At 71.3% G+C, this 24,114-nt stretch carries 19 protein-coding genes and 2 pseudogenes; 8 read left to right on the top strand and 13 right to left on the bottom strand.

Annotated elements, in window-relative coordinates; translation table 11 throughout:
- The first annotated feature begins 141 nt into the window (after nt 1–141).
- A complete protein-coding gene (locus DEP02_RS13420; protein ID WP_112467556.1) occupies nt 142–636 on the top strand; it encodes a lamin tail domain-containing protein in 495 nt (164 codons plus the stop codon).
- An 8-nt stretch (nt 637–644) separates the two neighbouring features.
- The gene (locus DEP02_RS13415; RefSeq protein ID WP_112467555.1) at nt 645–1,130 is read left to right on the top strand and encodes a hypothetical protein; all 486 of its coding nucleotides are present in this window, start codon (nt 645–647) and stop codon (nt 1,128–1,130) included.
- A 38-nt stretch (nt 1,131–1,168) separates the two neighbouring features.
- Here the strand turns inward: DEP02_RS13415 and DEP02_RS13410 are convergent, their stop codons facing one another.
- Nucleotides 1,169–2,107, bottom strand: coding sequence for an MIP/aquaporin family protein (locus DEP02_RS13410; protein WP_112467554.1), 939 nt, complete (start codon nt 2,105–2,107; stop codon nt 1,169–1,171).
- A gap of 461 nt (nt 2,108–2,568) precedes the next feature.
- Here DEP02_RS13410 and DEP02_RS13405 point away from each other — a divergent pair, with 461 nt between their 5' ends.
- From DEP02_RS13405 to sbnA, 5 genes are read left to right on the top strand one after another with little or no spacing between them, the layout of a single operon-like run.
- Entirely contained in the window at nt 2,569–5,097 is a 2,529-nt protein-coding gene (locus DEP02_RS13405; RefSeq protein WP_112467553.1) for a Pls/PosA family non-ribosomal peptide synthetase, read from the top strand.
- A gap of 14 nt (nt 5,098–5,111) precedes the next feature.
- Entirely contained in the window at nt 5,112–8,375 is a 3,264-nt protein-coding gene (locus DEP02_RS13400; protein ID WP_112467552.1) for a non-ribosomal peptide synthetase, read from the top strand.
- 52 nt (nt 8,376–8,427) lie between these two features.
- A complete protein-coding gene (locus DEP02_RS13395) occupies nt 8,428–9,432 on the top strand; it encodes a TauD/TfdA family dioxygenase (RefSeq protein ID WP_112467551.1) in 1,005 nt (334 codons plus the stop codon).
- On the top strand, nt 9,429–10,508 hold the full coding sequence (sbnB, locus tag DEP02_RS13390) for a 2,3-diaminopropionate biosynthesis protein SbnB (RefSeq protein ID WP_112467550.1): 1,080 nt from the start codon (nt 9,429–9,431) through the stop codon (nt 10,506–10,508). The genes DEP02_RS13395 and sbnB overlap by 4 nt, the downstream gene beginning before the upstream one ends.
- A gap of 37 nt (nt 10,509–10,545) precedes the next feature.
- On the top strand, nt 10,546–11,583 hold the full coding sequence (gene sbnA / locus DEP02_RS13385) for a 2,3-diaminopropionate biosynthesis protein SbnA (RefSeq protein ID WP_112467549.1): 1,038 nt from the start codon (nt 10,546–10,548) through the stop codon (nt 11,581–11,583).
- A 111-nt stretch (nt 11,584–11,694) separates the two neighbouring features.
- On the opposite strand, the pseudogene DEP02_RS13380 reads toward sbnA, so the two are convergent.
- Nucleotides 11,695–12,167, bottom strand: a pseudogene (locus tag DEP02_RS13380) (catalase/peroxidase HPI); the annotation flags it as partial.
- A gap of 491 nt (nt 12,168–12,658) precedes the next feature.
- Nucleotides 12,659–13,060, bottom strand: a complete 402-nt coding sequence (locus tag DEP02_RS35500) for a hypothetical protein (protein ID WP_332871961.1) — start codon at nt 13,058–13,060, stop codon at nt 12,659–12,661.
- 10 nt (nt 13,061–13,070) lie between these two features.
- Between DEP02_RS35500 and DEP02_RS35495 the strand changes: the two genes are divergently transcribed.
- A complete protein-coding gene (locus tag DEP02_RS35495) occupies nt 13,071–13,427 on the top strand; it encodes a CAP domain-containing protein (protein ID WP_332871960.1) in 357 nt (118 codons plus the stop codon).
- Nucleotides 13,428–13,533: 106 nt separating this feature from the next.
- On the opposite strand, the gene DEP02_RS13370 is transcribed toward DEP02_RS35495, so the two are convergent.
- The 10 genes and pseudogenes from DEP02_RS13370 to lnt form a co-directional block, all read right to left on the bottom strand.
- A complete protein-coding gene (locus DEP02_RS13370; RefSeq protein ID WP_112467565.1) occupies nt 13,534–14,325 on the bottom strand; it encodes an SAM-dependent methyltransferase in 792 nt (263 codons plus the stop codon).
- A gap of 195 nt (nt 14,326–14,520) precedes the next feature.
- Nucleotides 14,521–15,282, bottom strand: a complete 762-nt coding sequence (locus tag DEP02_RS34660; protein ID WP_438947760.1) for a cellulose binding domain-containing protein — start codon at nt 15,280–15,282, stop codon at nt 14,521–14,523.
- 26 nt (nt 15,283–15,308) lie between these two features.
- Nucleotides 15,309–16,109, bottom strand: a complete 801-nt coding sequence (locus DEP02_RS34655; RefSeq protein ID WP_232839085.1) for a glucuronyl esterase domain-containing protein — start codon at nt 16,107–16,109, stop codon at nt 15,309–15,311.
- Nucleotides 16,110–16,673: 564 nt separating this feature from the next.
- Nucleotides 16,674–17,903: pseudogene (locus tag DEP02_RS13355) on the bottom strand (aminotransferase-like domain-containing protein); the annotation flags it as partial.
- Nucleotides 17,904–17,933: 30 nt separating this feature from the next.
- The gene (locus DEP02_RS13350) at nt 17,934–18,824 is read right to left on the bottom strand and encodes an IS3 family transposase (protein ID WP_112467543.1); all 891 of its coding nucleotides are present in this window, start codon (nt 18,822–18,824) and stop codon (nt 17,934–17,936) included.
- Nucleotides 18,825–18,841: 17 nt separating this feature from the next.
- Complete coding sequence (locus DEP02_RS33425; protein ID WP_157977437.1) at nt 18,842–19,006, bottom strand: hypothetical protein; 165 nt, start codon at nt 19,004–19,006, stop codon at nt 18,842–18,844.
- A gap of 28 nt (nt 19,007–19,034) precedes the next feature.
- Complete coding sequence (locus tag DEP02_RS13345) at nt 19,035–20,999, bottom strand: helix-turn-helix domain-containing protein (RefSeq protein WP_112467542.1); 1,965 nt, start codon at nt 20,997–20,999, stop codon at nt 19,035–19,037.
- A gap of 79 nt (nt 21,000–21,078) precedes the next feature.
- Nucleotides 21,079–21,879, bottom strand: coding sequence for a 3-hydroxybutyrate dehydrogenase (locus tag DEP02_RS13340; protein ID WP_112467541.1), 801 nt, complete (start codon nt 21,877–21,879; stop codon nt 21,079–21,081).
- A gap of 54 nt (nt 21,880–21,933) precedes the next feature.
- Nucleotides 21,934–22,413: an NUDIX hydrolase gene (locus tag DEP02_RS13335; protein ID WP_112467540.1), complete on the bottom strand. Its 480-nt coding sequence runs from the start codon at nt 22,411–22,413 to the stop codon at nt 21,934–21,936.
- 66 nt (nt 22,414–22,479) lie between these two features.
- Nucleotides 22,480–24,090 (bottom strand): apolipoprotein N-acyltransferase, encoded by a 1,611-nt coding sequence (gene lnt / locus DEP02_RS13330; RefSeq protein WP_112467539.1) that lies wholly within the window; start codon nt 24,088–24,090, stop codon nt 22,480–22,482.
- Nucleotides 24,091–24,114 lie beyond the last annotated feature (24 nt).

Below are 24,114 nucleotides of genomic sequence, written 5' to 3'. Positions count from 1 at the left end.
GGTCCTCCACCTCTCGACAGAGCGGCGCCCATGTCCCATCGACACGGGCGCCTTCACATTTTCTGCACTCACCCGTCACTCGTTCGCCACGGACTGTGTAAGCTCCTGACGCTCCATTCACACCACTGAGGGGGGAACCTCATGCGCATACGCTCCGCGCTCGCCGTCGCCGCCACGGCGGGCGCCGTCGCCGTCGTCGTCGCCGCTCCCGCGCAGGCCGCCGAGTACTCGTCGGCGCTGAAGGTGAAGGGCGTCCAGTACGACGCGCCCGGACGGGACTCCAACAACTGCCGCACGGGCAACACCAAGAACGAGTACCTGACGATCAAGAACTACTCGCGCACCGCGAAGGTCAACCTCAAGGGCTACGTCGTCAAGGACGCCGCCGGCAACAAGTTCACGTTCCGCGCCAACCACCACCTCGAGCCCGGCGACTACGTGAAGCTGCGCGGGGGCAAGGGCACCGACTCCGACGCGAAGAACGTCGTCTACCGCCAGAACTGCAACTTCCTCTGGAACAACGACAAGGACACCATCCACCTGCTCAAGCCCTCCGGCGCCCGCGCCGACGTCCACTCCTACACCAAGGCCCGCGACGACCGGGACGGCGACGGCTACATCAAGTACCACGGCTAGGGGGGACCATGAACCGGAACCACCAGCCGCAGCAACCGCCCGCCAGAACCGGCACCCGGCGGCCCGGCGAGCACAGCCGCCTGTGGGCGGCGGGCATCGCCCTGCTGGCCGTCGGAGCCGTCGGCTGTGGAGCGTCCGAGGCCGCGAAACCGCAGCCGACCGTGACTGTCACGGCCACGGCCACAGCCACCGCCACGGCGACCGAGACCGTCACTCCCGAGCCCACCGCGACGGTCACCACGACCAGGACCGTCAAGACGCCCGGCCCGACGGTCACCGTCACCAGGACCGCCCTCGCCGCCGGCACCGGAAGCGGCAGCAGCGGAAGCGTCACCCGTAGCGGAACCTGCTCGATCGTCTCCAACTCCGGCAACTGTTACCGGGCGGGACAGTTCTGTCGCAACAGCGACCACGGAGCACGGACCACCACCGCGAGCGGTGCCCCGATCACCTGCGTCCACCGCTCCAACGCCTGGCGCTGGACGTACTCCTGACCAGCCTCGGGTCCCGGCGGCCCGCCCGGTGAGAGCGGTTACTCCTCCTCCACCGGGCGGGTGCGCCCGGGCTCCTGGAGCGCACCCGTCTGGGCGCGGATGTTCAGCACGTCGCTGATGAACAGGTCGTACACCAGGACACCGACGATCCCGCCGATGAACGGTCCGACGATGGGGATCCACCAGTAACTGCTGAACGCGCCGGCCAGACTGCCGGGGAACGCCAGGTCTCCCCACCCGACGGCATAGGTGAGCAGGCGCGGCCCGAAGTCGCGGGCCGGGTTGATGGCGTATCCGGCGTTCGCCCCGAAGGAGAAGCCGATGGCGGCCACCACGAAGCCGATGACCAGCGGTCCGAGGTTGGCCTTCACCGCCATGTTGCGCAGGTCGATGAGCGCCGCGATCAGCATGACCAGGAAGGCGGTGCCGACGATCTGGTCCACCAGCGGACCCCAGTAGCCGCCGTGGAAGTAGGGCGCCGGGAAGGTGGCGAAGATCGAGAACGACGCGAGCGTGTGCCCGTTCGTCTTCGGTCCCTTCATGGCCTGGTCGAAGGCTCCGATGGCGTCGTGGTAGACGGCGTACACCAGGGCCGCCCCGGCGAAGGCGCCCACCACCTGGGAGATCCAGTACGGGATCACCTTCACCCAGGGGAACTTGCGGCGCACCGCGAACGCGAGCGTCACCGCGGGGTTGATGTGCGCCCCGCTGACGCCTCCGGCCACGTACACGGCGAGGGCCACCGCGAAGGCCCAGCCCCAGCCGATCAGCAGCCAGTCACCGGAGCTGATGAAGAACGTCGTGGGCCCCGAGGTGCGGCCCGAGCCGGGCAGTGCGGCGACCGCCATGGCCACCGAGCCGCATCCGAAGGCGATGAGGACGAAGGTCCCCAGGAACTCTGCCATGCATTCGCCCCAGAGCCCTCCACGGCGCTTGAGCCGTGAGGGTTTCAACAGGGGCGGGATTTCCACGGCCATATCGGCCCCCTCAACGAACGGTCGGGCGGACCACCGGCACAGCCCTCCACAGGGCAGCTCCGCGTACTGCTCAGTCTGCGCGCGCGGACGGGCCGTGGCCACTCGGCAGGGTCGGACAACGCGGGACGCGATGTCCCCGGTGCCCGTCCCCACCGGACGACCGGGCCCCACGGCCGGGTCGGTACGCCCCGGCACACTCCCGTGGCGGCCCGTCGACCGCTCCGCATCCCCTCAGAGGGTGAACCCCCATATGGGTGACATTACTCATCCCGACAGTGCGGAGAACCGAGGAAAAGTGGCGCGTTGCCCGTTTCTGCCGTGCCCGCGCGGCCGTATCCGAGTGGCAACCCGGCGATGACCGCACAAGACTGAGCCATGGTTTCGTGATCAAGCGAAAATGCACGGTCTCGGGAACCGGGCACCGTTGGCCGATGGTTTTCGACCTTTCTCAGGGAGCTCGTATGGTGGAGAAGTCTGCGGACATCCTGATGCCCGGGCCGGGCGAATCCGCGCTCGTCGGACGAGGCGGCACCGCCCCGGCGACGGCGGACACCGAAAGGGAGCTCGCCGGAATACTGGCGGATGTCGTACACGTCGATCACGTCGCGGCCGAAAGTCACTTCTTCGACGATCTGGGCGCCAATTCCCTCGTCATGGCCCAGTTCTGCGCCCGGGTACGGAAACGACCTGACCTGCCGTCCGTGTCCATGAAGGACATCTACCGCAACCCCACGGTCCGCAGCCTGGCCGCCGCTCTCGTCCAGGCCGCCCCATCACCCGTCGGCGCCCCGGACCCGGCGGTCCCGGGCTCGCCCGCGGGGCCGGTCCCACCGGCCCGGACGACACCGGCGAGCACAACGCGTTATGTACTGTGCGGAACCGCCCAACTGCTCATTTTCCTCGGATATTCATTCGTCATCGGGATGGCCACCGTCAGGGCCTACGAGTGGGTCGCCGCGGGATCCGGAATCGCCGGCATCTACCTGCGGTCACTCGTGTTCGGCGGCGCCGGATTCATCACCCTGTGCGCCTTCCCGGTCGCCGCCAAGTGGATTCTCGTCGGCCGCTGGAGGCCCGGCGAGTTCCCTCTGTGGAGTGCGGCCTATCTGCGTTTCTGGCTCGTCAAGTCACTGCTGCACGCCAATCCGATGGTTCTCTTCGTGGGAAATCCGCTGTACGTAATGTATCTGCGGGCCCTGGGCGCACGGATCGGCAAGGACGTCACGATTCTCTCCCGTTCCGTTCCGGTCTGCACCGACCTGCTCACCATCGGTGCCGGCACGGTGATCCGCAAGGACTCGTTCTTCCTCTGCTACCGCGCGCACGCCGGACGTATCCAGACCGGCAGGATCACGCTCGGCCGGGACGTCTTCCTCGGCGAGAAGACGGTGCTCGACATCGACACCTCGATGGGCGACGGGGCGCAGCTCGGCCACGCCTCCGCCCTGTACCGCGGCCAGCACGTCCCGGCCGGTGAGCGTCGGCACGGCTCCCCGGCACAGCCCACGACGGTCGACTACGTCCGGGTGGAACCGGCCCGGTGCGGCACGCTGCGCCGGGCCGGCTTCGCGCTGACCGCCCTGCTGCAGTTGTTCCTGCTGTACCTGCCGTTCGCGGTCGGCGGCCTCTACATGCTGTTCGCCCAGGTGCCGGCGCTGCGCACGCGGCTGGACTCGGGCACGGCCCTGTCCACGGTCCCGAAGTTCGTCACCGACACGCTGCTCGTATCCAGCGTGCTGTTCTTCGGGACCGCCGTCCTGGGGCTGGTCGTCCTGTTCACCGTTCCCCGGCTGCTGAGCCTGGCCATCGAGCCCGACCGGGTCTATCCGCTCTACGGCTTCCACTACGCCCTGCACCGGGTGGTGGCCGGCATGACGAACATCAAGTTCTTCACCTGGCTGTGCGGCGACAGCTCCTACATCGTTCCCTATCTGCGCGGCCTCGGATACGACCTGTCCCGGGTGGAGCAGACCGGGTCGAACTTCGGCACCGAGGTCCAGCACGAGACGCCGTTCCTGGTGTCCGTCGGCAGCGGCACGATGGTGGCCGACGGGCTGTCCGTCGTCAACGCGGACTTCTCCAGCACCTCGTTCCGGGTGAGCCGGGCGTCGATCGGTCCGCAGAACTTCCTCGGCAACAACATCGCCTTCCCGGCCGGGGCGAGGACGGGCGACAACTGCCTGCTCGCGACGAAGGTGATGGTCCCCCTCGACGGCGAACTGCGCCAAGGCGTCGGGCTGCTCGGCTCACCGTGCTTCGAGATCCCCCGGTCGGTGGAGCGCGACACCCGCTTCGACCATCTCAGGACCGGCGACGCGCTGCGCCGCAGCCTCACCGCCAAGAACCGTTACAACCTCCGCTCGATGACGCTGTTCCTGCTGCTGCGCTGGGTGCACGCCGCGCTGCTCACGGCACTCGCGCTGGCCTCCGTGGACCTGTACGGCGCGCTGGGCCCTGTGGTGATCGCCGGCTACCTGGCGCTCACCCTGGGGTTCACCGCCCTCTACTGGGTCCTGGTGGAGCGGGCCGTGGCCTCCTTCCGTGCGTTGAGCCCGAGGCTGTGCTCCATCTACGACCCGTACTTCTGGTGGCACGAGCGCCTGTGGAAGGTGCCGGACGAATGGCTCGAGGTGTTCAACGGGACGCCGTTCAAGAGCTTGGTGTGGCGTCTGCTGGGGGTGCGCATCGGACGCAGGGTCTTCGACGACGGCTGCTACATCACCGAGCGCACGCTCACCACCATCGGGGACGACTGCACCCTGAACGTCGGCAGCAAGGTCCAGTGCCATTCGCAGGAGGACGGCACCTTCAAATCCGACCGCACGACGCTCGGCGCCGACTGCACGATCGGGGTCGGCGCGCACGTGCACTACGGCGTGACGGTGGGCGACGAAGCAGTGCTGGCCCCCGATTCCTTCCTCATGAAAGGCGAGGAAGTCCCCGCGCAGGCGGAATGGGGCGGAAACCCGGCCGCGCCGACGGCGAGTTGAGGAAGAGGCATTCAATGGGAGCGCTCGTGGCAGCGGACAGGGAATTCTGGAGCGAGGTGCTGACCGCCGGCGGTTTCACCGCCGTTCCGCGGTGGGCGCGCGAGCCGGTGGCCGGTGTGGCCGAGTACGAGCAGACCGTGCCGGCGGACACCGCTCGGGCGGTGCACGCTCTGGCCGCGGAGCTGGACGTACCGGTGAGCGCGGTGCTGCTGGCCGCCCATGCCAAGGCGCTGGCCGCGCTGTCGGGTGAGCGGGAGGTGGTGACCGGGTATGTCACGGGGCCCGGGCGCGGTCCACTGCCCTGCCGGCTGACCGTGGCACCGCGGTCGTGGCGCCGACTGGTGCGCGACACCCGTCGCGTCGAGGCGGACCTGATCACCCACCGGGACTTCCCCGTCGGCGAGCTGCGCCGGGACCTGGGGCTGACGGGGCGGTCGTACGAGGTCGTCTTCGACCCCGCGGACGCCGGATGCGACCTGCCCGAGGAGGCGGTGCTGCGGGTGGCGTTCGGCGAGCGGGACGGGCGGACGGCGCTGCGGCTGCGGTACCGCACGGACGCCCTGGACGCCGAGGCCGCGGCCCGTGTCGGCGGCTACCACCTGACCGCGCTGCGGCTGATGACGGCCGACGCGGACGCCGGGCACACCGGGCAGAGCCTGCTGTCGCCCGAGGAGGTGCGCCACCAGCTCCAGGGGCTGGCCGGACCCCACCGGGAGCTGCCGCCGGCCCGGGCGCACGAGATCTTCGAGGAGCGGGTGCGGGAGCACCCGGACGCGGTGGCCGCGGTGCACGGGGAGCGCTCGTGGACGTACGGGGAGCTGAACGCGCGGGCCAACCGGCTGGCGCGGGCGCTGCTGGCGCGCGGGCTGGGCCGGGAGGACGTGGTGGCCGTGGTCACCGAGCGCGACCTCGACTGGCTGGCCGCGGTGCTGGCGGTGTTCAAGGCCGGCTGCGTCTACCTGCCGATCGAGCCGCACTTCCCGGCCGGCCGTATCGCGGCGACGCTCTCCCGCGCCGAGTGCCGGCTGGTGCTGACCGAGCCGGGCAGCACCGCCACCCTCGACGAGGCCCTGGCCACGCTGCCGGCGAGGCCCGGGAAGCTGCTCGTCGGGACGGCGTACGCCGAGGAGCACGCCGACGGGGACCCGGGTGTGGAGGTCCTGCCCGACCAGCTGGCGTACATCTACTTCACCTCCGGTTCCACCGGCGAGCCGAAGGGGGCGATGTGCGAGCACGCGGGCATGCTCAACCATCTGTACGCCAAGATCGACGACCTGGGGATCGGCCCCGGCCGGGTGGTGGCGCAGACGGCTCCGCAGTGTTTCGACATCTCGCTGTGGCAGCTGATCGCCGGGCTGCTGGTGGGCGGGCGGACCCTGCTGGTCGAGCAGGACGCGGTCGTGGACGTGGAGCGGTTCGTCGACACACTGGTGCGCGGCCGGGTCGCGGTGGCGCAGGTCGTGCCCTCCTATCTGGAGGTGGTGGTCTCGTACCTGGAGCGGCACCCGCGCGAACTTCCCGACCTGGCGTGCGTGTCGGTGACCGGTGAGGCGCTGAAGCGGGAGCTCGTGCAGCGCTGGTTCGCCCTCCAGCCGGGCATCGGCCTGGTCAACGCCTACGGGCTGACGGAGACGTCGGACGACACCAACCACGAGGTGATGGACGCGGTGCCGGACCGGGTGCTGCTGGGGCGCCCGGTCAACAACGTACGTGTCCACGTCGTCGACGAGGACCTGTCGCTGGTGCCGCTCGGCGCCCCGGGGCTGATCGCGTTCTCCGGGGTGTGCGTGGGGCGCGGGTACGTCAACGATCCCGAGCGGACCCGTGAGGCCTACCGCACGGACCCGTACCGGCCGGGCGAGCGGCTCTACCTGGGCGGCGACTGGGGGCGCTGGCACCCCGGCGGGAAGCTGGAGTTCCTCGGCCGCCGGGACAGCCAGGTGAAGATCCGCGGGTTCCGCATCGAGATCGGGGAGATCGAGAACACCCTGCTGCGGGTGGACGGGGTCCGGGACGGCGCGGTGGTCGTCGCCGAACTGGCGGGCCGGAGCACGCACTTGATCGCCTTCTACACCGGTCGGCGCCTGCGGCCCCAGGAGCTGCGGCAGGCGCTCGGTGCCGCGCTCCCCGCGTACATGGTTCCGTCCGCCTTCCACTGGCAGGAGACGCTGCCGCTGACCGCCAACGGCAAGATCGACCGCAAGGTGCTGACCGCGCTGGCCGAACGGAGCACGCCGGGGGCGGAGGGTGACGCCGGGGAGCACGGCGACGCGCCGCGCACCCCGACCGAGCGCAGGCTGGCGGCCGCCTGGGCCGAACTGCTGGGCCTGGCCCCGCACACGATCGGCCGGCGGGACCACTTCTTCGACCTCGGCGGTACCTCGCTGTCGGCGGTGAAGCTCACCATCGCCCTGCACCGCGCGGTGTCCCTGAAGGACATCACCCGGCACCCGGTGCTCGCCGAACTGGCCGCACGTCTCGACGGCACGGCCCGCCGGCGCCCGGAGCTGCTGCAGCCGCTGTCGGCGCCGGACGGCACGCCGGAGTGCGCGCTGGTGTGCTTTCCGTACGCGGGCGGCAACGCGGTCAACTTCCAGCCGATGGCGAGCGCCCTGGCCGACAGCGGCCTCGCCGTGTACGCCGTGGATCCGCCCGGACACGACCTGGCCACCGCGAAGGAGCCGTTCGCGCCGCTGGAGCAGGTGGTGGAGCGGGTCGCCGCCGAGATCGCCGGGCGCGGCCTGAAGCGGGTCATGCTGTGGGGCCACTCCTCCGGTGCCGCGCCCGCCGTGGAGACGGCCCGGGCGCTGCCCGGGCACGGGGTCGAGGTGACGCGGGTGTTCCTCGGCGCCCAGTTGCTCGGCACCGCCGCCGAACGACGAGCCGCCGTCAGCGAGTTGATCCAGCAGAACAACGCGGAGATCGCCGCCCGGCTGGGCGCGGACAGCGGTTACAGCGTGCTCGGCGAGCTGAACGCGGAGCACGCCGAGCACATCGGCGCCGCCTACCGGCACGACTGCGTCTGTGCGCACCGCTGCCTGGCCGACGCCCTGGAGCGTCCACCGACGGTGAAACTGGCGGCGCCGGTCACCGTGGTCGTCGCCGCCGACGACGCGAACACCGCGGAGTTCCGCGACCGCTGGCGGGACTGGGAGCTGCTGGCCGAACAGGTGGACCTGCACGAACTCGCCGACGGCGGCCACTACTTCCTACGCACCCGCCCCGCCGAGGCCGCGCGGGCCGTCCTGGGCGCCACCGAACTGCTGGCCTCCTCCTGAACACCCCGAGGCCCGCCCGGGCCTCCTAGGTGACGAACGAAAGGAAACCGAGATGTCGTTCTCGTCCCCGGCGTCGGTGCTGGAGGTGGAGCTGCGGCCGGACAGGCCGCCCGTCCTGCGGGTGGAGACCCCTGTGGACGCGGCCCGGTGGGCGGCCGAGCACCGTGAGGCGCTGCGCGCGCAGGTCACCGAGCACGGAGCGCTGCTCGTGCGCGGCCTGGGCCTGCGGGAGCCGGACCGGATCGCCGCCGTCTTCAAGGAGCTGGGCGGCCCGCTCATGGCGGAACGGGAGGCCTTCGCCCCCCGGGAGTCCCACGGGCCGGGGCTGTACTCCTCCACCGCCTGGCCGGCCAACCAGCCCATGTGCATGCACCACGAGCTGAGTTACGCGCTTCAGGTCCCCGGTCTGATGCTCTTCGCCTGCCCGGTCCCACCCGCCGAGGGCGGAGCGACCGCCGTGGCCGACGCGGAGGCCGTGCTGGAGGCGCTGCCCACCAAGCTGACCGAGCGGTTCGAGCGCGAGGGCTGGCTGCTGACCCGCAGCTACAACGACGAGATCGGGGCCTCCCTCGCGGAGTCGTTCGGCACCGACGACCACGAGACCGTGGAGAACTACTGCCGCGCCCACGCCATCGACTTCACCTGGCAGCCCGACGGCGCCCTGCGCACCCGGCAGCGCCGCGCCGCCGTGGTACGGCACCCGGTCACCGGGCGGCGCTGCTGGTTCAACCAGATCGCCTTCCTGAACGAGTGGACGCTGGCCCCGGAGGTGCGCGAGTACCTGGTGGACGAGTACGGCGAGGACGGGCTGCCGTTCAACACCCGCTTCGGGGACGGCGATCCGATCGATGAGGACGTCGTCCAGCTGCTCAACGCGACCTACGAGGAGCACACCCGGCGCGAGCCCTGGCAGGCCGGCGATCTGATGCTGGTCGACAACATCCGTACCGCGCACAGCAGAGAGGCCTTCACCGGCGACCGCCAGGTGCTGGTCGCCATGGCCGAGCCGCAGCGCCTGGCCGAGTACGGCCCGCACCCGAAGGGAAGCCGACGATGACCCCTGTGACCTCCCCCGCCACCGACCCGGCCGCCTCCCGTCCGGCCCCGGTGCCGTCCTTCGCGGTGATCTCCGGCGCCCAGGTCCACAGGGCGCTCCAGGGGCGCGAGAAGGAGCTCGTTCACCTGGTCGAGGCGACCTACCGGCTGCACGGCGCCGGCGAGACGGTGAATCCGCCGTCGTACTTCCTGCGCTTCCCCGACCGTCCCGCCTCCCGGATCATCGCGCTGCCGGCCTCGGTCGGCGGGCCGGTGCGGGTGGACGGCCTGAAGTGGATCTCCAGCTTCCCGGCCAACATCTCCTCCGGTCTGCCCCGGGCGTCGGCGGTCCTGGTCCTCAACGACCACGACACGGGTTACCCGTTCGCCTGCCTGGAGAGCTCCATCATCAGCGCCACCAGGACGGCGGCGTCCGCCGCGCTGGCCGCGGACCGGCTCACCCGCAACCGGCCCCGGCCCACCCGGGTGGGCTTCTTCGGCACGGGTCTGATCGCCCGCTACATCCACACGTTCCTGACCGGCACGGGCTTCGTCTTCGACAGCGTCGGGGTGTACGACCTGTCGCCCGACAGCGCCGCCGGCTTCTGCGGCCATCTGCAGCAGGCGAGTGAAGCCGGGCAGGCCGCGGACATCACCGTGCACGACAGCGCCGAGGAGCTGATCCGCTCCAGCGACCTGGTGGTCTTCGCGACGATCGCCTCGGAGCCGCACGTCACCGACCCGGCCTGGTTCGCCCACCATCCGGTCGTGCTGCATGTGTCGCTGCGCGACCTCGCCCCACAGGTGCTGCTCGCCTCGGCCAACTTCGTCGACGACGTCGAGCACTGTCTGAAGGCCGGCACCTCGCCCCATCTGACCGAGCAGCTCACCGGCGGCCGGGCCTTCCTGGACGGCACCCTCGACGACGTCATCACCGGACGGGTGGAGCCGCGCACCGACCGGCCGGTGATCTTCTCTCCCTTCGGTCTCGGGGTCCTCGACCTCGCCGTCGGCAAGTACGTCTACGACGCGGTGGTCCGCGCCGGAGACCTGCACGTCATCGACGACTTCTTTCATGAGCTGCGCCGGTACGGCTGAACGTTCCTTCCCTCGGCCCAGGCATCAGGAGGCCAGCGTGACCGTCATCTCCGCTCCCCACGCCTTCAACGAAGGTCAGCTCTACGTCGACCTGCGGTCGGTCTTCGGGCGCTCGCTCTACCTGAAGTGCGAGGGCTTCAATTTCGCCGGCTCGATCAAACTGAAGGCCGCGATAGAAATGGTGGAGGCCGCGGAGCGGGACGGGCTGCTGAAGCCCGACTCGACCCTGATCGAGTCCTCGTCGGGCAATCTGGGCGTGGCGCTCAGCATGATCGCGGCCAGTAAGGGCTACCGGTTCCTGTGTGTGACGGACTCCCGCTGCAACCTGTCGGCCAGGCTGCTGATGGAGGCGCTGGGCAGCGACGTGCACGTCATCGCCGACCTCGACGCCAACGGCGGGTTCCTCGGCGCGCGCCTCGACTACGTGCGCGCGCTGTGCGCCTCGGACGAGCGGTACGTCTGGCTCAGCCAGTACACCAATCCCGGCAACTGGGGAGCGCACTACCGCAGGACGGCGCCGGAGATCGCCCGGCAGTTCCCCCGGCTGGACGTGCTGTTCATCGGCGCGGGCACCACCGGCACGCTGATGGGGTGCGCGCGCTACTTCCGCGAATGGCACCGGCCGGTGCGGATCGTCGCGGTGGACACCGTCGGCTCGGTGGCCTTCGGCGGCAAGCCGGGCCGCCGGATGATCCCCGGCCTGGGCATGAGCATGCGCCCGCCGCTGCTCGACGAGTCCTACGTCGACGAGGTGATCCAGGTGGAGGAGGCGGACACCATCCGCGCCTGCCATCGACTGGCCCGGCGCGGGTTCCTCTTCGGCGGTTCCACCGGGACGGTGGTCAGCGGCGCGCTGGACTGGCTGTCCCGGAACGGGACACGCGACCTGACCGCGGTGGCCATCGCCCCGGACCTCGGCGAGCGCTACCTCGACACGATCTACCAGTCCACCTGGCTGGAGGACCTGTACGGCGACCAGATCCTCGACGCGGTCGACCCCCAGGAGGTCACCGCGGGCTCCCCGGTCGCCAAGTCCCACCCACGGCAGACCCCGGACGGACACCGCGAGGGATAGCGCGCCGCCGAAACCGCCGGAGAGGGTCCCGTGCGGACACTCCCGGGCCGACCCCCGGGCCGGGCCGACCGGCCCGGCCCGGGGGTCGCGTCCGGTTGTGCTCGGTCGGGATCAGGCGAGGTCGAACCGGTCGAGGTTCATGGCCTTGGCCCAGGCCGCGACGGAGTCCTCGACGAGCTTCTCCTCGGCGTCGTCGCTCGCGTAGACCTCCGCGAGCAGGCGCAGTTCGGAGTTCGACCCGAAGAGCAGGTCGGCGCGGCTGCCCGCCCACGTGACGAAGAAGTCGTCGGTCGGCACGCCGGGGTCCGGGTGAGGACACCGGGCTGGGAGCGCTGGTGGTTCGCGCCGAGGACCCGCAGGCCGCCGACGAGGACCGTCACCTCCGGGGCGCTCGGGGTCAGCAGGTTCGCCCGGTCGAGCGGAGGGTGCTCCGCCGGGAGCCGGTCGCCCCTGCCGAGTTGGTCGCGGAGCCCGTCGGCGGTCGGTTCGAGCGCCGCGAACGACTGCACGTCGGTCTGCCCCTGCGAGGCGTCCACGCGACCCGGCGTGAAGGGCGCCTCGATCTCGGAACCGCCCTCCTCTGCGGTGGACGGGGGCCGAGGTCCGGTCATGCACGGAACCTACGCGGCACACACGAACGGCTCAAGAAAACGAACGGACAAGCTTTGAAGGGCCAGGCCGGTGACATCCGTCACGTCGAATGTCGCACCTGAGCGTGCCGGGTAGTAGACGACGCCCTGGCGACATACAGCATTTGTCCGGATTGGTGGAGTCGTGCGTCACGGCAGGCTCGCAAGGTTGTCCCTCTGCCCGGTGTACTCGCCGGTACCTCGCGCACGGCGCACATCTGACGGGGTGGCGGTATTTCGGAAAGCAGACAGAAGCCGGGGCAGCACGCCCCCGCTCACCTTCGCAAGAGCCGCCCGCACCTACGAAGCACAGTAGTGGCGAAGCCCTTTGCGTTCGCTGTGAAGCCATCCCAACAATGACCATCCGCAGGACATCGCCGCAGGTCAGCAGCGTTCGGCGATCACCTAGTGAGGTCACGTATGGGCAAGCACCGCAAGAAGCAGAGTCACCGTCGCATCGTCGTCGCCGCCATCGCCGTGGGCGCCGTGGGCGTGCCGTCCGTCGCCCTCGCCTGTGGCGACTGGCGGGAGAGCGGAGGAAGCCGCTTCCCCGGCGACGGGAACCGGGCGCCGGTCTCGGCACCGTGGAAGACTCCTGCCGCCGCGAGCACTCCGGCCCCCGCCGGCCCGAAGCCCTGGACCGCGCCCCAGAAGCCCTGGACCGCCCCGTCGAAGCCCAGGGCCGCCGCGCCCTGGCACACGGGACGGACCACGGCTCCCCAGCCCAGGCCGACTCCGTCCGCCGGCACGCCGAGCACCGCCCCCTCCACTCCCTCCGCTCCTCCCACCTCCGCCGCCCCCACGTCGCCGGGCACGCCGGCGCCCACCGCCACGGCGTCCGGTACCACCGCGCGCGTCGTGGAGCTCGTCAACTCCGAGCGGGCCAAGGCCGGTTGCTCGCCCCTGACGGTGAACGCGGCGCTGAACAGGGCCGCACAGGCGCACAGCGAGGACATGGCGGCCCACCGGAACATGTCGCACACCGGGTCCGACGGCTCCTCCCCGGGCGACCGGATCACCCGTGCCGGCTACACCTGGCGCACTTACGGCGAGAACGTCGCCTACGGCTACAGCACTCCGGAGCAGGTCATGGCCGGCTGGATGTCCAGCTCCGGCCACAAGGCCAACATCCTGAACTGCGCGTTCAAGGAGATCGGCGTCGGCCTGGCCCAGCCCGGCAACTACTGGACCCAGGCCTTCGGAACCTCCCGGTAGGCCGACGGCACCGGCCCCGGGGACGGTCGCGGTACGCCCCCTCCCGCTCGCCTTCGGCGAGAACCGCTCCGGCCCCTGCCGCCGGGTCCCCGCCGCACCGGAGGTGTCAGGGCTTGCGTCCGACGCCGCACCACATGGGAAGCGGGCCCGCGTCCACGGCGGTGTCGGCGTCGGGGTGCCACTCGGTGAGCTGGACGACCCCGGGCTCCAGCAGCTCGGTGCCCTCGAAGAAGCGGGTGACCTGCTCATGAGGGCGCGGGGTCGCGCCGGCGTGTTTGTCGGCGCGCTCGTTGTAGACGCGCATGGACGCCGCGACTTCCTCGGCGGCGATGTCCGAGGCCGGGTGGGAGATGACGAGGTGGCTGCCGGAGGGAAGCCCGTCGAGCAGGGCACGGGTGAGGGCGTGGGGATCGTCGGCGTCCGGGATGTACTGCAGCACCGCGATCAGCATCAGGGCGACGGGCTGGGAGAAGTCGAGCGTCCGCCGGGCCCGGGCCAGGATGGCTTCTACGTCGCGCAGGTCGGCCTGGACGTAGTCCGTGGCTCCGCCGGGCGTGCTGACGAGGAGGGCCTCGGCGTGGGCCAGGACCACGGGATCGTTGTCGACGTAGACGACGCGGGCGCCGGGATCGTGCCGCTGGGCCACCTCGTGGGTGTTGTCGGCCGCGGGAATGCCGGTGCCGATGTCGAGGAACTGCCGGATGCCCGCCTTGTCGACCAGCTCGCGCACGGAACGTCCGAGGAAGGCCCGGTTCGCACGGACCGCGGGGATGATGCTGGGGTTGGCCGCCGCCGCCAGTTCGGCCGCCTCCTGGTCGGCCGGGTAGTTGTCCTTCCCCCCGAGCCAGGCGTTGTAGACCCGGGCTGGGTGCGCCACGGAAGAGTTGATCGGCGTCATGCCGCCGGCCGGCCGTTCGCTCACAGCGCTGGGCTCCCTTGCCACCATGGTTGTTGAAGCACAGACTAACCCACTCCGCGCCAGCAACACGGCTGATGACAGGGGAAGTTGGCCCGCCTCAAGGCCGGCCGCCGCGTCCCGCCCCGGCGGGGCGCACGGGGGTGCCGGGGCGGGACCACGGGATGTGTGCGGGAATCAGGGGCTCTTGCAGGTGATGCTGCCGGGTGCGGCCGTGGAGCCGCCGGTGACGGTGAAGCCGAAGGTGGCGGTGGTGTTGGCCGCGAGGGTGCCGTTGTACGGCGTGCTGCGCACCGTGACGGATCCACTGGTCCCGGTGTTCACCCCGTCCCAGAGGCTGCTGATGGACTGACCGGAGGCCAGGGTCATGCCGACGGTCCAGCCGTTGAGCGTGTTGGTGCCGTTGTTGCGGATCGTCACCTCACCCCGGAAACCGCCGGGCCAGCTGTTGACGTTGCGGTAGGCGGCGGCGCAGGTGCCGTTCGTACCGCCGCCCGGGTCGCCTCCCGGGTCACCGTCGCCCGGGTCGCCTCCGGTGCCGCCCCCGCCGTCGGACAGGGCCGGCGTCTGCCAGTCCCTCCATGCGGACAGGTTGCCGGACTTGCCGGCGGCGATCCTGAACGCGCCGGAACCGCTGCCCGTGCCCAGCAGGAACTTCTGGATGCTCTGCTGCAACGGGGTCCTCCACTCGGACCTGACGGCACAGTGGGTCCCGTCCCGGACGTCGGACCAGTAGGTGAGGTTGCTCCCCGCGCCGAGCGCCTTGTAGACCTCGGCTCCACCCAGCGCCGCCACGCTCCCCGACCTGGCGGCCAGCCAGTCGATGTGGGGGTTCTCCATGACGAACAGCCCTCGCGGCGCGACCATGGCCACGATTTCGTGGGTGTCCACCGGCAGTGTGTTCGGGTTGCCCGTGAAGGAGCCGAACGCGTCGCCCAGCCACGGTTGCTCCGAGTAGGCGCTGCTCAGAGGCTGGGCGTCGTTTTCCCCCGGAATCCCCCCCGGAGGACGGGAACACCACCGCTGCCCGACTCGATCGGCATGGTCAGACCGATGCGCTGATCGAACGCGCCGGCCACGAGGGCGCCCTTGCCGAACCGTGAGCATCCCGTGACGCCGGTCGCGTCCGCCTTGAGAAGGTTGCCGCCCGACTGCGCGATGACGTCGATGATCCGGCTGACTCCCCAGGACCAGGCCATCAGCAGCCCCGTACTGCTCGAGGAGCCGTAGACGCTGTAGAAGGCTCCCTGCTTGTTGTTCCGCGCGGTGCCCTCACGCCCCACCGTGTAGGGGTCGTAGTTGATGACGGCGACGCCGGAGGCCTTGAGGGTGGCCGTGTCCGCGCCGAGCCCGCCCAGGACGACGACGGCCGGGAAGGGACCGGAACCACTCGGCAGACTCACGCTCGCCGAGAAACTCGCGCTCCTTCCCTGGTCCGTCACGTTCACCGTGATGCCGCTCGCCGAGACCGTCCCCGTAACACTGGCGGGTCTTGCGGGCTTCTGGCCGTAGACGGAACTCTGCGCCAGCTCTCTGATTTCCGTACGACGGCACCGCCAGTCGGATTTCGCAGAGATACGCGTACCGTTCACCTTCCTGAAGGGGTCGGGAAGCAGGGGGTTGGCCGGTGAGGAGCCCGGGGTGGGCACCGCGCAGCCGGCGCCGTCGTCCTCGACGGCGGCTTGCACCTGCGCGGCAGCGACGTGTCCGTCTGCTGCGTCCGCCTGCGCGGTGAGGGAAGGGGCGGTCAGGCTCGCGGCGGCCATCAGGGCCGCGGCTGCCCATACCCGAGGCCGATATCGGTGCCAATGGAAGCGCATGGGGGACCTCCGGAGGAAGATGCGCGGTCGGGGGACGCGGGTCCGGCCTGGAGGCGGTGCCGCCGCGAGCCCGGTGACCGTGCAGAAACACGGGGTTTCCCGGTCCGAATGTTTCGTAGGCCGCAGCGCGCCGAGCCAGAGATTTGGGAGCGCTCCCGCGCGTAGGGATGGGGTCGGAGCATGACAACACCCGGAGCCGAACCACTTCGAATTGGCCGTTCTGCCCCCACTGCTGACACACTCGAAGACCGGCACAGCTGGACGGACAGAGGGAATTCGACCGCACCGACCACCCTCTGCGGCTGTACGCAACGAAGACTCCGGACATTTTCGCACACCTCGCCGAAACTTTCGGAACTTCCTTCGGCGCGCACGCTCGCGATGAGGTCCTGTCACGGTCTGCGGAGTTGTCGACGACCGGCTCGGCCCGGCCGGTCCGAGGTCGACAAACCACCGGTAGCCGGCTGAACGTGGGGCACGGGAGACGTCACGCTCCTCCTGGCGTCGCCTTCAGTCGGTGACGAGATCGTCCGGTGCGGACCGGGCGAGGTCGGCCAGCGTGGCGAGTGCCCGGGAGAGGGTTTCGGAGCTGGGTGAGGCAAGGCCCAGGCGAACCGCGTTCGGAACCCGATGGCGGCCTACGCAGAACGCCGCGGCCGGGGTCACCCCGATGCCGTGCCGCGCGGCAGCCGCGACGAAAGTGTCGGCACGCCAGGGCTGCGGCAGTTCCCACCAGCGGTAGTACGAACCCGGGTCGCCCCGTGTCACGAATTCACCAAGGTGTCGCTGAGTGATCTCCTGCCGCTCGGCGGCCTGACGCTGCTTGGCCCGCACCACGGTCCGCACAGTGCCGTCCGCCTGCCACTGGGCCATCGCCTCCAGCGCGAACCGCACAGGGGCCCAGCCCCCCGAACGCAGTGCCACGGAGACGCTGTTCGCCACGGCGGCGGGGGCCACCACCATCCCGAGGGACAGTCCGGGGGCGAGCCGCTTCGACAGACTGTCGACAAGAACCGTCCGCTCCGGCGCGCGCGACGCGAGAGGGGACAGGTCGTCGCGGAGGAAGGACCAGACGCCGTCCTCGATCGCGTAAATGCCCAGCTCCGTCAGAAGGCCGGCCAGCCGGTCCTGCCGCTCGGCGGGCATGGTGAGCGACAGCGGGTTGTGCAGGGTCGGCTGGACGTAGATCGCGTGCAGCGGCCCGGCCCGGTGTGCCTCCTCGACGGCTTTGGGAACCAGTCCCGCATCGTCCATGGCGAGCGGCACGAGGGTGACGCCGAGCCGGGCTGCGATCGCCTTGAGCACCGGATAGGTGAGTTCCTCGACACCCAGCCGGGCACCCGGCCTCGTCACCGCGGCGACGACGGCCAGAATCGCCTGGCGACCGCTGCCCGCGAAGAGCACGCCTGCCGGATCGGGGTGCCAGCCGCCGCGTGCCAGCAGAGCGGCAGCGGCGGCACGCACGGCAGGGGTGCCGGCCGGACCGACCGGGCGCAGGGCCGCCGCCAGCGGGTCGGGGCGCAAGAGCCTGCCGAGTCCGGCAGCCAGCAGCCCGGTCTGCTCGGGCACCACCGGGTAGTTCAGTTCGAGGTCCACGCGGCTTTCGGTGGGTTCGATCAGGGACGGCACGGCCGGGCCAGGAGTGGTGGACACGAAGGTGCCGCGGCCCACTTCGCCGACGGTGAGGCCCCGGCGCGCCAGTTCCTGGTAGACGCGAGTGGCGGTGGAAGCGGCGATTGAAGTTCCACCCTGCGCTTGGACAGCGGGTGTTTACGCTGCGGGGGTGAGGTCTTGCGTCGCCAGGGCTCTGGTTTCGAGTGGGGTGACGTAGCCGTACTCGGGATGCTTGCGCAAGCGGGTGCGGTTGTACTCGACCTCGATGAAGTGGAAGACGTCGGCCCGGGCGGCTTCGTGGGACTCCCAGACCGTGGTGCCGATCTCCGCTTTCAGCAGACCGAAAAAGCTTTCGGCAGCGGCATTATCGTAACATGACCCAGTTCGTCCCATGCTCTGCCGCAGACTCAACTCCTGTATCAGGGAGCGGTATTCACCAGATGTGTACTCCGAACCGCGGTCCGAGTGCGTGATGCAGCCCTCCTTCAGTACGCCGCGGGCGGCGGCCATCCGCAGGGCGTCGACGACGAGCCCGGCCCGGTGGTGGTCGGCCGTCGCGTAGCCGATCACTTCGCGTGTGGCCAGATCGATGACCGTCGCCAGATACCACCAGCCGGCCAGCGTGGGCAGGTAGGTGATGTCGGACACCGGCTTCGTGCCGGGCTCGGCAGCGGTGAAATCTCGGCCGACCAGGTCCGGCGACGGCGCCGCCCTGGTGTCGGCCTTCGTCAGACTACGATGCCGGCGTCGCGTGATCCCGCGGATGCCGTGCTCCCGCATGATCCGCTCGACCTTCTTCCGGTTGATCGGCCGACCCCCGCGCCGCAGGACCGCGGTCACTCGCGGGGCACCGTAGGCGCCCCGCGATCCGGCATGGATCCGCCGGATCTCCCCGGCCAGCTCGTCCTCGGCCCCCTGCCGGGCCCCAGCGGCCTCACGGCCCGCAAGGTAGGCGTAGTAGGCCGAGCGACCCACCTTCAGCACCCGGCACAGCAACGACACGCTGTACCCGCCGGGATTGGCTTCACTGGCCCTCTCCGCGTCGATGAACCGGTAGCGCGCGGCTACTTCGTCCTCTGCTGCGCGAAGAAGGCTGTCGCTTTTCCCAGCACCTCGATCGTCTGCTCCTGCTCGCGGACCTTGCGCCGCAGCCTCACGAGCTCCTCACGCTCCGCCGTCGTCAGCGCACCAGCCGGCCCCTCACCCCGGTCGGTCTTCGCCTGCTTCACCCAGCCCCCGTACGCGTGCGTACGGGGTTCAGTCGTGCGCTGCCGGTGCCGACAAGCGGTGCAGGCGCAGGGCGAGTTGGATCTCCAGGGCGCGGGTGGGGGCCTGCCAGTCCTCGCCGAGCAGACGGCCGACGCGCTCCAGGCGCTGGGCGACGGTGTTCACGTGGACGTGCAGCTCGTCCTTGGTGCGGGCCGGGCTCATGCCGGAGGCGAAGTACGCCTCCAGGGTGCGTATGAGATCCGTGCCGCGGCGCTCGTCGTAGGCGACGACCCGGCCGATGGTGCGGTCGACGAAGCCGGCGACGTCCCGGTCACCGGCCAGCAGCAGGCCGAGGAAGCCGAAGTCCTGGGCGGCGGCGCCGTCACCGCTGCGGCCGAGCAGGCGCAGGGCCTCCAGGCAGCGCCGGGCCTCGTCGTAGGCGGCCGTGACGGTGTCGGATCCGGTGGTCAGGCTCTCGACGGGGGCGGAGGCGCCGACGGTGACCGCCTCGTTGACGCCGGTGCCCAGATGGCGGGCGGTACGGCGGGCCAGCTCCGTCGCGCTGTCCCCGCGGCGCAGGGGCAGCAGCAGGACCGTGCCGCCGTCGCGGGCGACGGCCAGGCCCTGCCGGGTGGCGGCCAGATGGGAGGCCGCGGACCACAGCCGGCGGCGGGCGGCGGCCTCCTGCTCGGCGTCGGTTGCCGGGGCGTCGAGGCGGGCGGCGAGCACGACGTGCGTGGCGTCGAGGTCGGCGTGCAGCCGGGCGGCGCGCTCGCGCAGCAGGCGGGGGTCGCGGTCGCGGGCGTCCAGGAGGTCGTCGAGCAGTTCGCCGCGGACGCGCTGTTCGGCCTCGGCGGCGGACCGTCTGGCGAGCAGCAGCAGCGAGGTGACCATCGCGGCCCGTTCCAGCGTGCGCTGGTCGACGGGGTCGAGGCCGGGCTGGCCGCGCAGCACGAGGGCGCCGAGCAGTTCGCCGCCCGCGGCGACGGCGGCGATCCAGTCCTGCCCGTGCCGCACCGCGTGTCCCTCGGCCCGGGAGGCCTCCAGGGCGTCGGCGGGCGCGGCGGTGGCCTCGGTGAAGTCGACGGTGCCGTCGAGCACCTCGGAGACGGCGGCGGCCACGTCGTGGACCTGGCCGCCGCGCAGGACGAGTTCGGCGAGCCGGTCGTGCACGTCCGAGGCGCGCTCGATGACCGCGCTGCGGTCGCGGATGATCTCGTTGGCCCGCTCCAGGTCGGCGAGGGCGGAGCGGGTCTCGGTGAGCAGGTTGGCGCTGTCGATGGCGGCCGCGGCGAGGGCCGCGAAGGAGCCGAGCAGCGCGATCTGCTCGCGTTCGAAGATCCGGGCCCGGCGGTCGGCCGCGAACAGCACGCCGATCACGTGCGGACCGAGCATGAGCGGCACCCCGAGGATGGCGATCAGGCCCTCGTCGCGTACGCCCCCGTCGATGGTGCCGGTGTGCTGGAAGCGGGCGTCCTTGAAGTAGTCGTCGGTGACGTAGGGGCGGGCCGTCTGCGCGACCAGGCCGCCGAGTCCCTCCCCCATGCCCAGGCGCAGCTGCTGGAAGCGGGCCGCCACCGAGCCCTCGGTGACGCGCATGTAGGTGTCGCCGCGGGCGGGGTCGTTGAGGGTGAGGTAGGCGACGTCCGTGCCGAGCAGGGAGCGGGCGCGCTGCACGATGGCCTGCAGCACCGCGTCCAGGTCGCGCAGGCCGGCCAGGTCGTGGGCGGTCTCGAACAGCGCCGACAGCTCCGCCTCGCGCCGCCTCCGTCCTTCCAGCTCGGCGCGCACGCGCAGCGCGAGCAGCCGGGCGCGTTCGAGCGCGCCGATCCACTCCGCCGGCCGGCCCTCGGCGCGGGCGAGCCGCACCGGCTGTTCGTACGCGGCGGTGGACGCGCCCCGGGCCAGCAGCTCGAGAAAGGGCGTTTCGGCGCTCTCGCCCGCCGGGTCGCCGGTGGCCGGTCCCGTGCCGGTGGCGGGGCGCTCGGTGGACCGCACGTGATCGCTGGACATGCTCACAGGATCACCCATCGCCCGGTCCTCGTGGGGAGCCTGTGGAAAACTCCGGAGCGAGCGGGCACCGGGAGGGTGGTCAGTGCGCGGTCCAGCCGCCGTCCAGCACCAGCGAGGTGCCGGTGACGGCGGAGGCGTGCGGGCCGCACAGGTACGCCACGGCCTCGGCGACCTCCTCGGGTTCGAGCAGCCGTTTGACCGCGCTGTCCTGCAGCAGCACCTCGGACAGCACGCGCTCCTCGGAGATGCCGTGGGTCCTCGCCTGGTCGGCGAGCTGCCTCTCGACCAGGGGGGTGCGGACGTAGCCGGGGTTCACGCAGTTGGAGGTGACGCCGTGCGGGGCGCCTTCGAGGGCGGTGGTCTTGGACAGTCCCTCCAGGCCGTGCTTGGCGGCCACGTACGCCGACTTGTAGGCGGAGGCGCGCAGGCCGTGGACCGAGGAGACGTTGACGATCCGGCCCCACCGCTGCCGGTACATGTGGGGCAGGGCGCCGCGGATGAGCCGGAACGGTGCCTCCAGCATCACGGTGAGCACGGTGTGGAAGACCTCGGGCGGGAACTCCTCGATGGGGCGCACCAGTTGCAGCCCGGCGTTGTTGACGAGCACGTCGGCGCCGGTGGCTGCCCGCTCGGCGGTGTCGAGGTCGGTGAGGTCGAGGACCCGCGGTTCGAGGGTGCCGGCCAGCGGGCCCGCCTGCCCGGCGAGCGTGTCCAGGCCCGCCGCGTCCCGGTCGACGGCTCTGACCTTCGCCCCGGCGGCGGCCAGCCGCAGCGCGCAGGCGCGGCCGATACCGCTCGCGGCGCCGGTGACGAGCGCGGTACGGCCGCCGAGGTCGAGCGAGGGAGTGTGGGGGGCGGGAAGGGGGGTGGGCGAGGTCATATGTCGACCCTAGGCAGCGCCCCCGCCTCCCCCCATGTGGGCACGGCCCATATTTCAGCCGGATTCCATAGGGTCGAACCATGTGGGTGCGTCGGACATGGCCTGCTTGATCCGGAACAGGCCGAACTCGTTCAGGTCGGGCAGCGCGTCCACTGCGAACCAGCCCACCTCCAGCGACTCGTCGTCGTTGACCCGTGCCTCGCCGCCCACGGCACGGCAGCGGAAGGTGATGTCCATGTACTGGCAGATGTCGCCGTTGGCGTAGGTGACGGGCTCCAGCGCCTGGACGAGGACCACCCGCTCGGCGACGCAGCGCACCGCGGTCTCCTCGTGGACCTCCCGCACGGCGCAGGCGGCCGGCTGCTCGCCCGGATCCGGGATGCCGCCGATCACCGACCATCTGCCGGTGTCGGAGCGGCGGCCCAGCAGCACTCTGCCCTCGTCGTCGAAGACGATGGCGGTGACCCCGGGGAGCCACAGCAGTTGGTTGCCGGCGGTGGCCCGGATCGTGCGGATGAAGTCAGGAGTGGCCATGGAGCGACCCTAACGGGCGGGGCCCCGGTGATCGCGCGGTTCAGGGGGCGTACTCCCGGCGCACGGTTACGCGTCCTGGGCGCGCCGCCCGCGCAGCCCGGCGCCGATCGCCCAGCCCAGGCCGCCGGCCGCGACCAGCACCAGGGCGATCTCCGGCAGGACGCCCAGCCGGGTGGCGGGGGTCTCGAAGGAGCGCAGCGGCACCTTCTGGACCAGGTGGGCGGGCACGAACATGCCGGTCTTCCGGGTGATCCGTCCGTCGGGCATGATGATCGCACTGACGCCGCTGGTCACCGGGACGGTGACGGTACGGCTGTGCTCGACCGCGCGGATCCGTGACATGGCGAGCTGCTGGTAGGTCATCTCGCTGTGGCCGAAGGTCGCGTTGTTGCTCGGCACGGAGATCATCTGCGCGCCGCCGGTGACCGTGTCGCGCACCGCCCAGTCGAAGGCGGCCTCGTAGCAGGTGGCGAGGCCCACCTTGGTGCCGTCGACGGTGAACACGCCCGGCTCGCCGCCCCGGCTGAAGTCCTGCCGGACCATCGACGTCCAGTCCTTGTTGATCGCCCCGACCAGCGGGCGCAGCGGCAGGTACTCGCCGAACGGCTGGACCTGCCGCTTGTCGTACGTCTGGGTGGGCCCCTGGACGGGATCCCACAGGATCTGCTCGTTGAGCAGCCTGCCGTCCCGCTCCACGACGCCGCCGACGGAGATCGGCACCCCGATCGCCTTGGCGGCCGTGTTGATGACGGCGCGCGCGTCGGGGTTGGCGAAGGGGTCGATGTCGGAGGAGTTCTCCGGCCACAGCACGAAGTCCGGCCGCGCGACCTTGCCCGCCTTCACCGCCTCGGCCAGCCGCTCCGTCTCGCGCGCGTGGTAGTCGAGGACGGCACGCCGCTGGGCGTTGAAGTCCAGGCCCGCGCGCGGCACGTTGCCCTGGATGACGGCGACGGTCGCGGTGCCGTCCTCGGCCCTGTCGCTCACCAGGGGCCGGGCGGCCACCGCTCCCGCCACCGGGACGGCGACGCTCAGCAGGGCCGCGGCGGCGGCCGAGCGCCGTACCGCGCGGGTGCGTCGCCCCTCCACCGCCAGGCGTACGGCCTCGTACAGGCCGAAGCCGCACAGGGCGACCGCGAAGCCCAGCACCGGGGTGCCGCCCACCGCGGCCAGCGGAAGGAACACGCCGTCCGCCTGCCCGAAGGCGATCTTGCCCCAGGGGAAGCCGTGGAACGGCACGCGTGCGCGTACCGCCTCACCGGCGATCCACACGGCCGCCGCCCACACCGGCCGGGCGGGCAGCCCGGAGACCGCGGCGACGCCCACGCCCACCAGGGCGACGAAGACCGCCTCCACCGCGGCGAGCGCCAGCCACGGGCCGGGGCCGACCTCCACCCCGGTCCACACCAGCAGCGGCAGCAGGAAGCCGAGGCCGAAGAGGTAGCCGAGGCCGAGCGCCGCCTTCCAGGTACGCCCGTGCAGCGTCCAGCCGAAGACCGCGAAGGCGGGCAGGGCCAGCCACCACAGGGGGCGCGGCGGGAAGCTGAGGTAGAGGAGCAGGCCGGACAGCGCCGCGGCTGCGGCGGGCACGAGCCAAACGAGTCTCGCGCGCCGGGGCGCGGGCGTGGCCCGTGGGCGCGGCCGGTCCGACTCGTCGACGGATGTTGCGGTGACGGTCACCCCGGGAGTCTACGGCCGGTCACC

Origin of the sequence: Streptomyces triticisoli (genome assembly GCF_003270085.1) — a bacterium.
Taxonomy (GTDB): domain Bacteria; phylum Actinomycetota; class Actinomycetes; order Streptomycetales; family Streptomycetaceae; genus Streptomyces; species Streptomyces triticisoli.
Note: the sequence above shows the minus strand (reverse complement) of the source record. Positions and strands in the feature narration are given on the sequence as shown.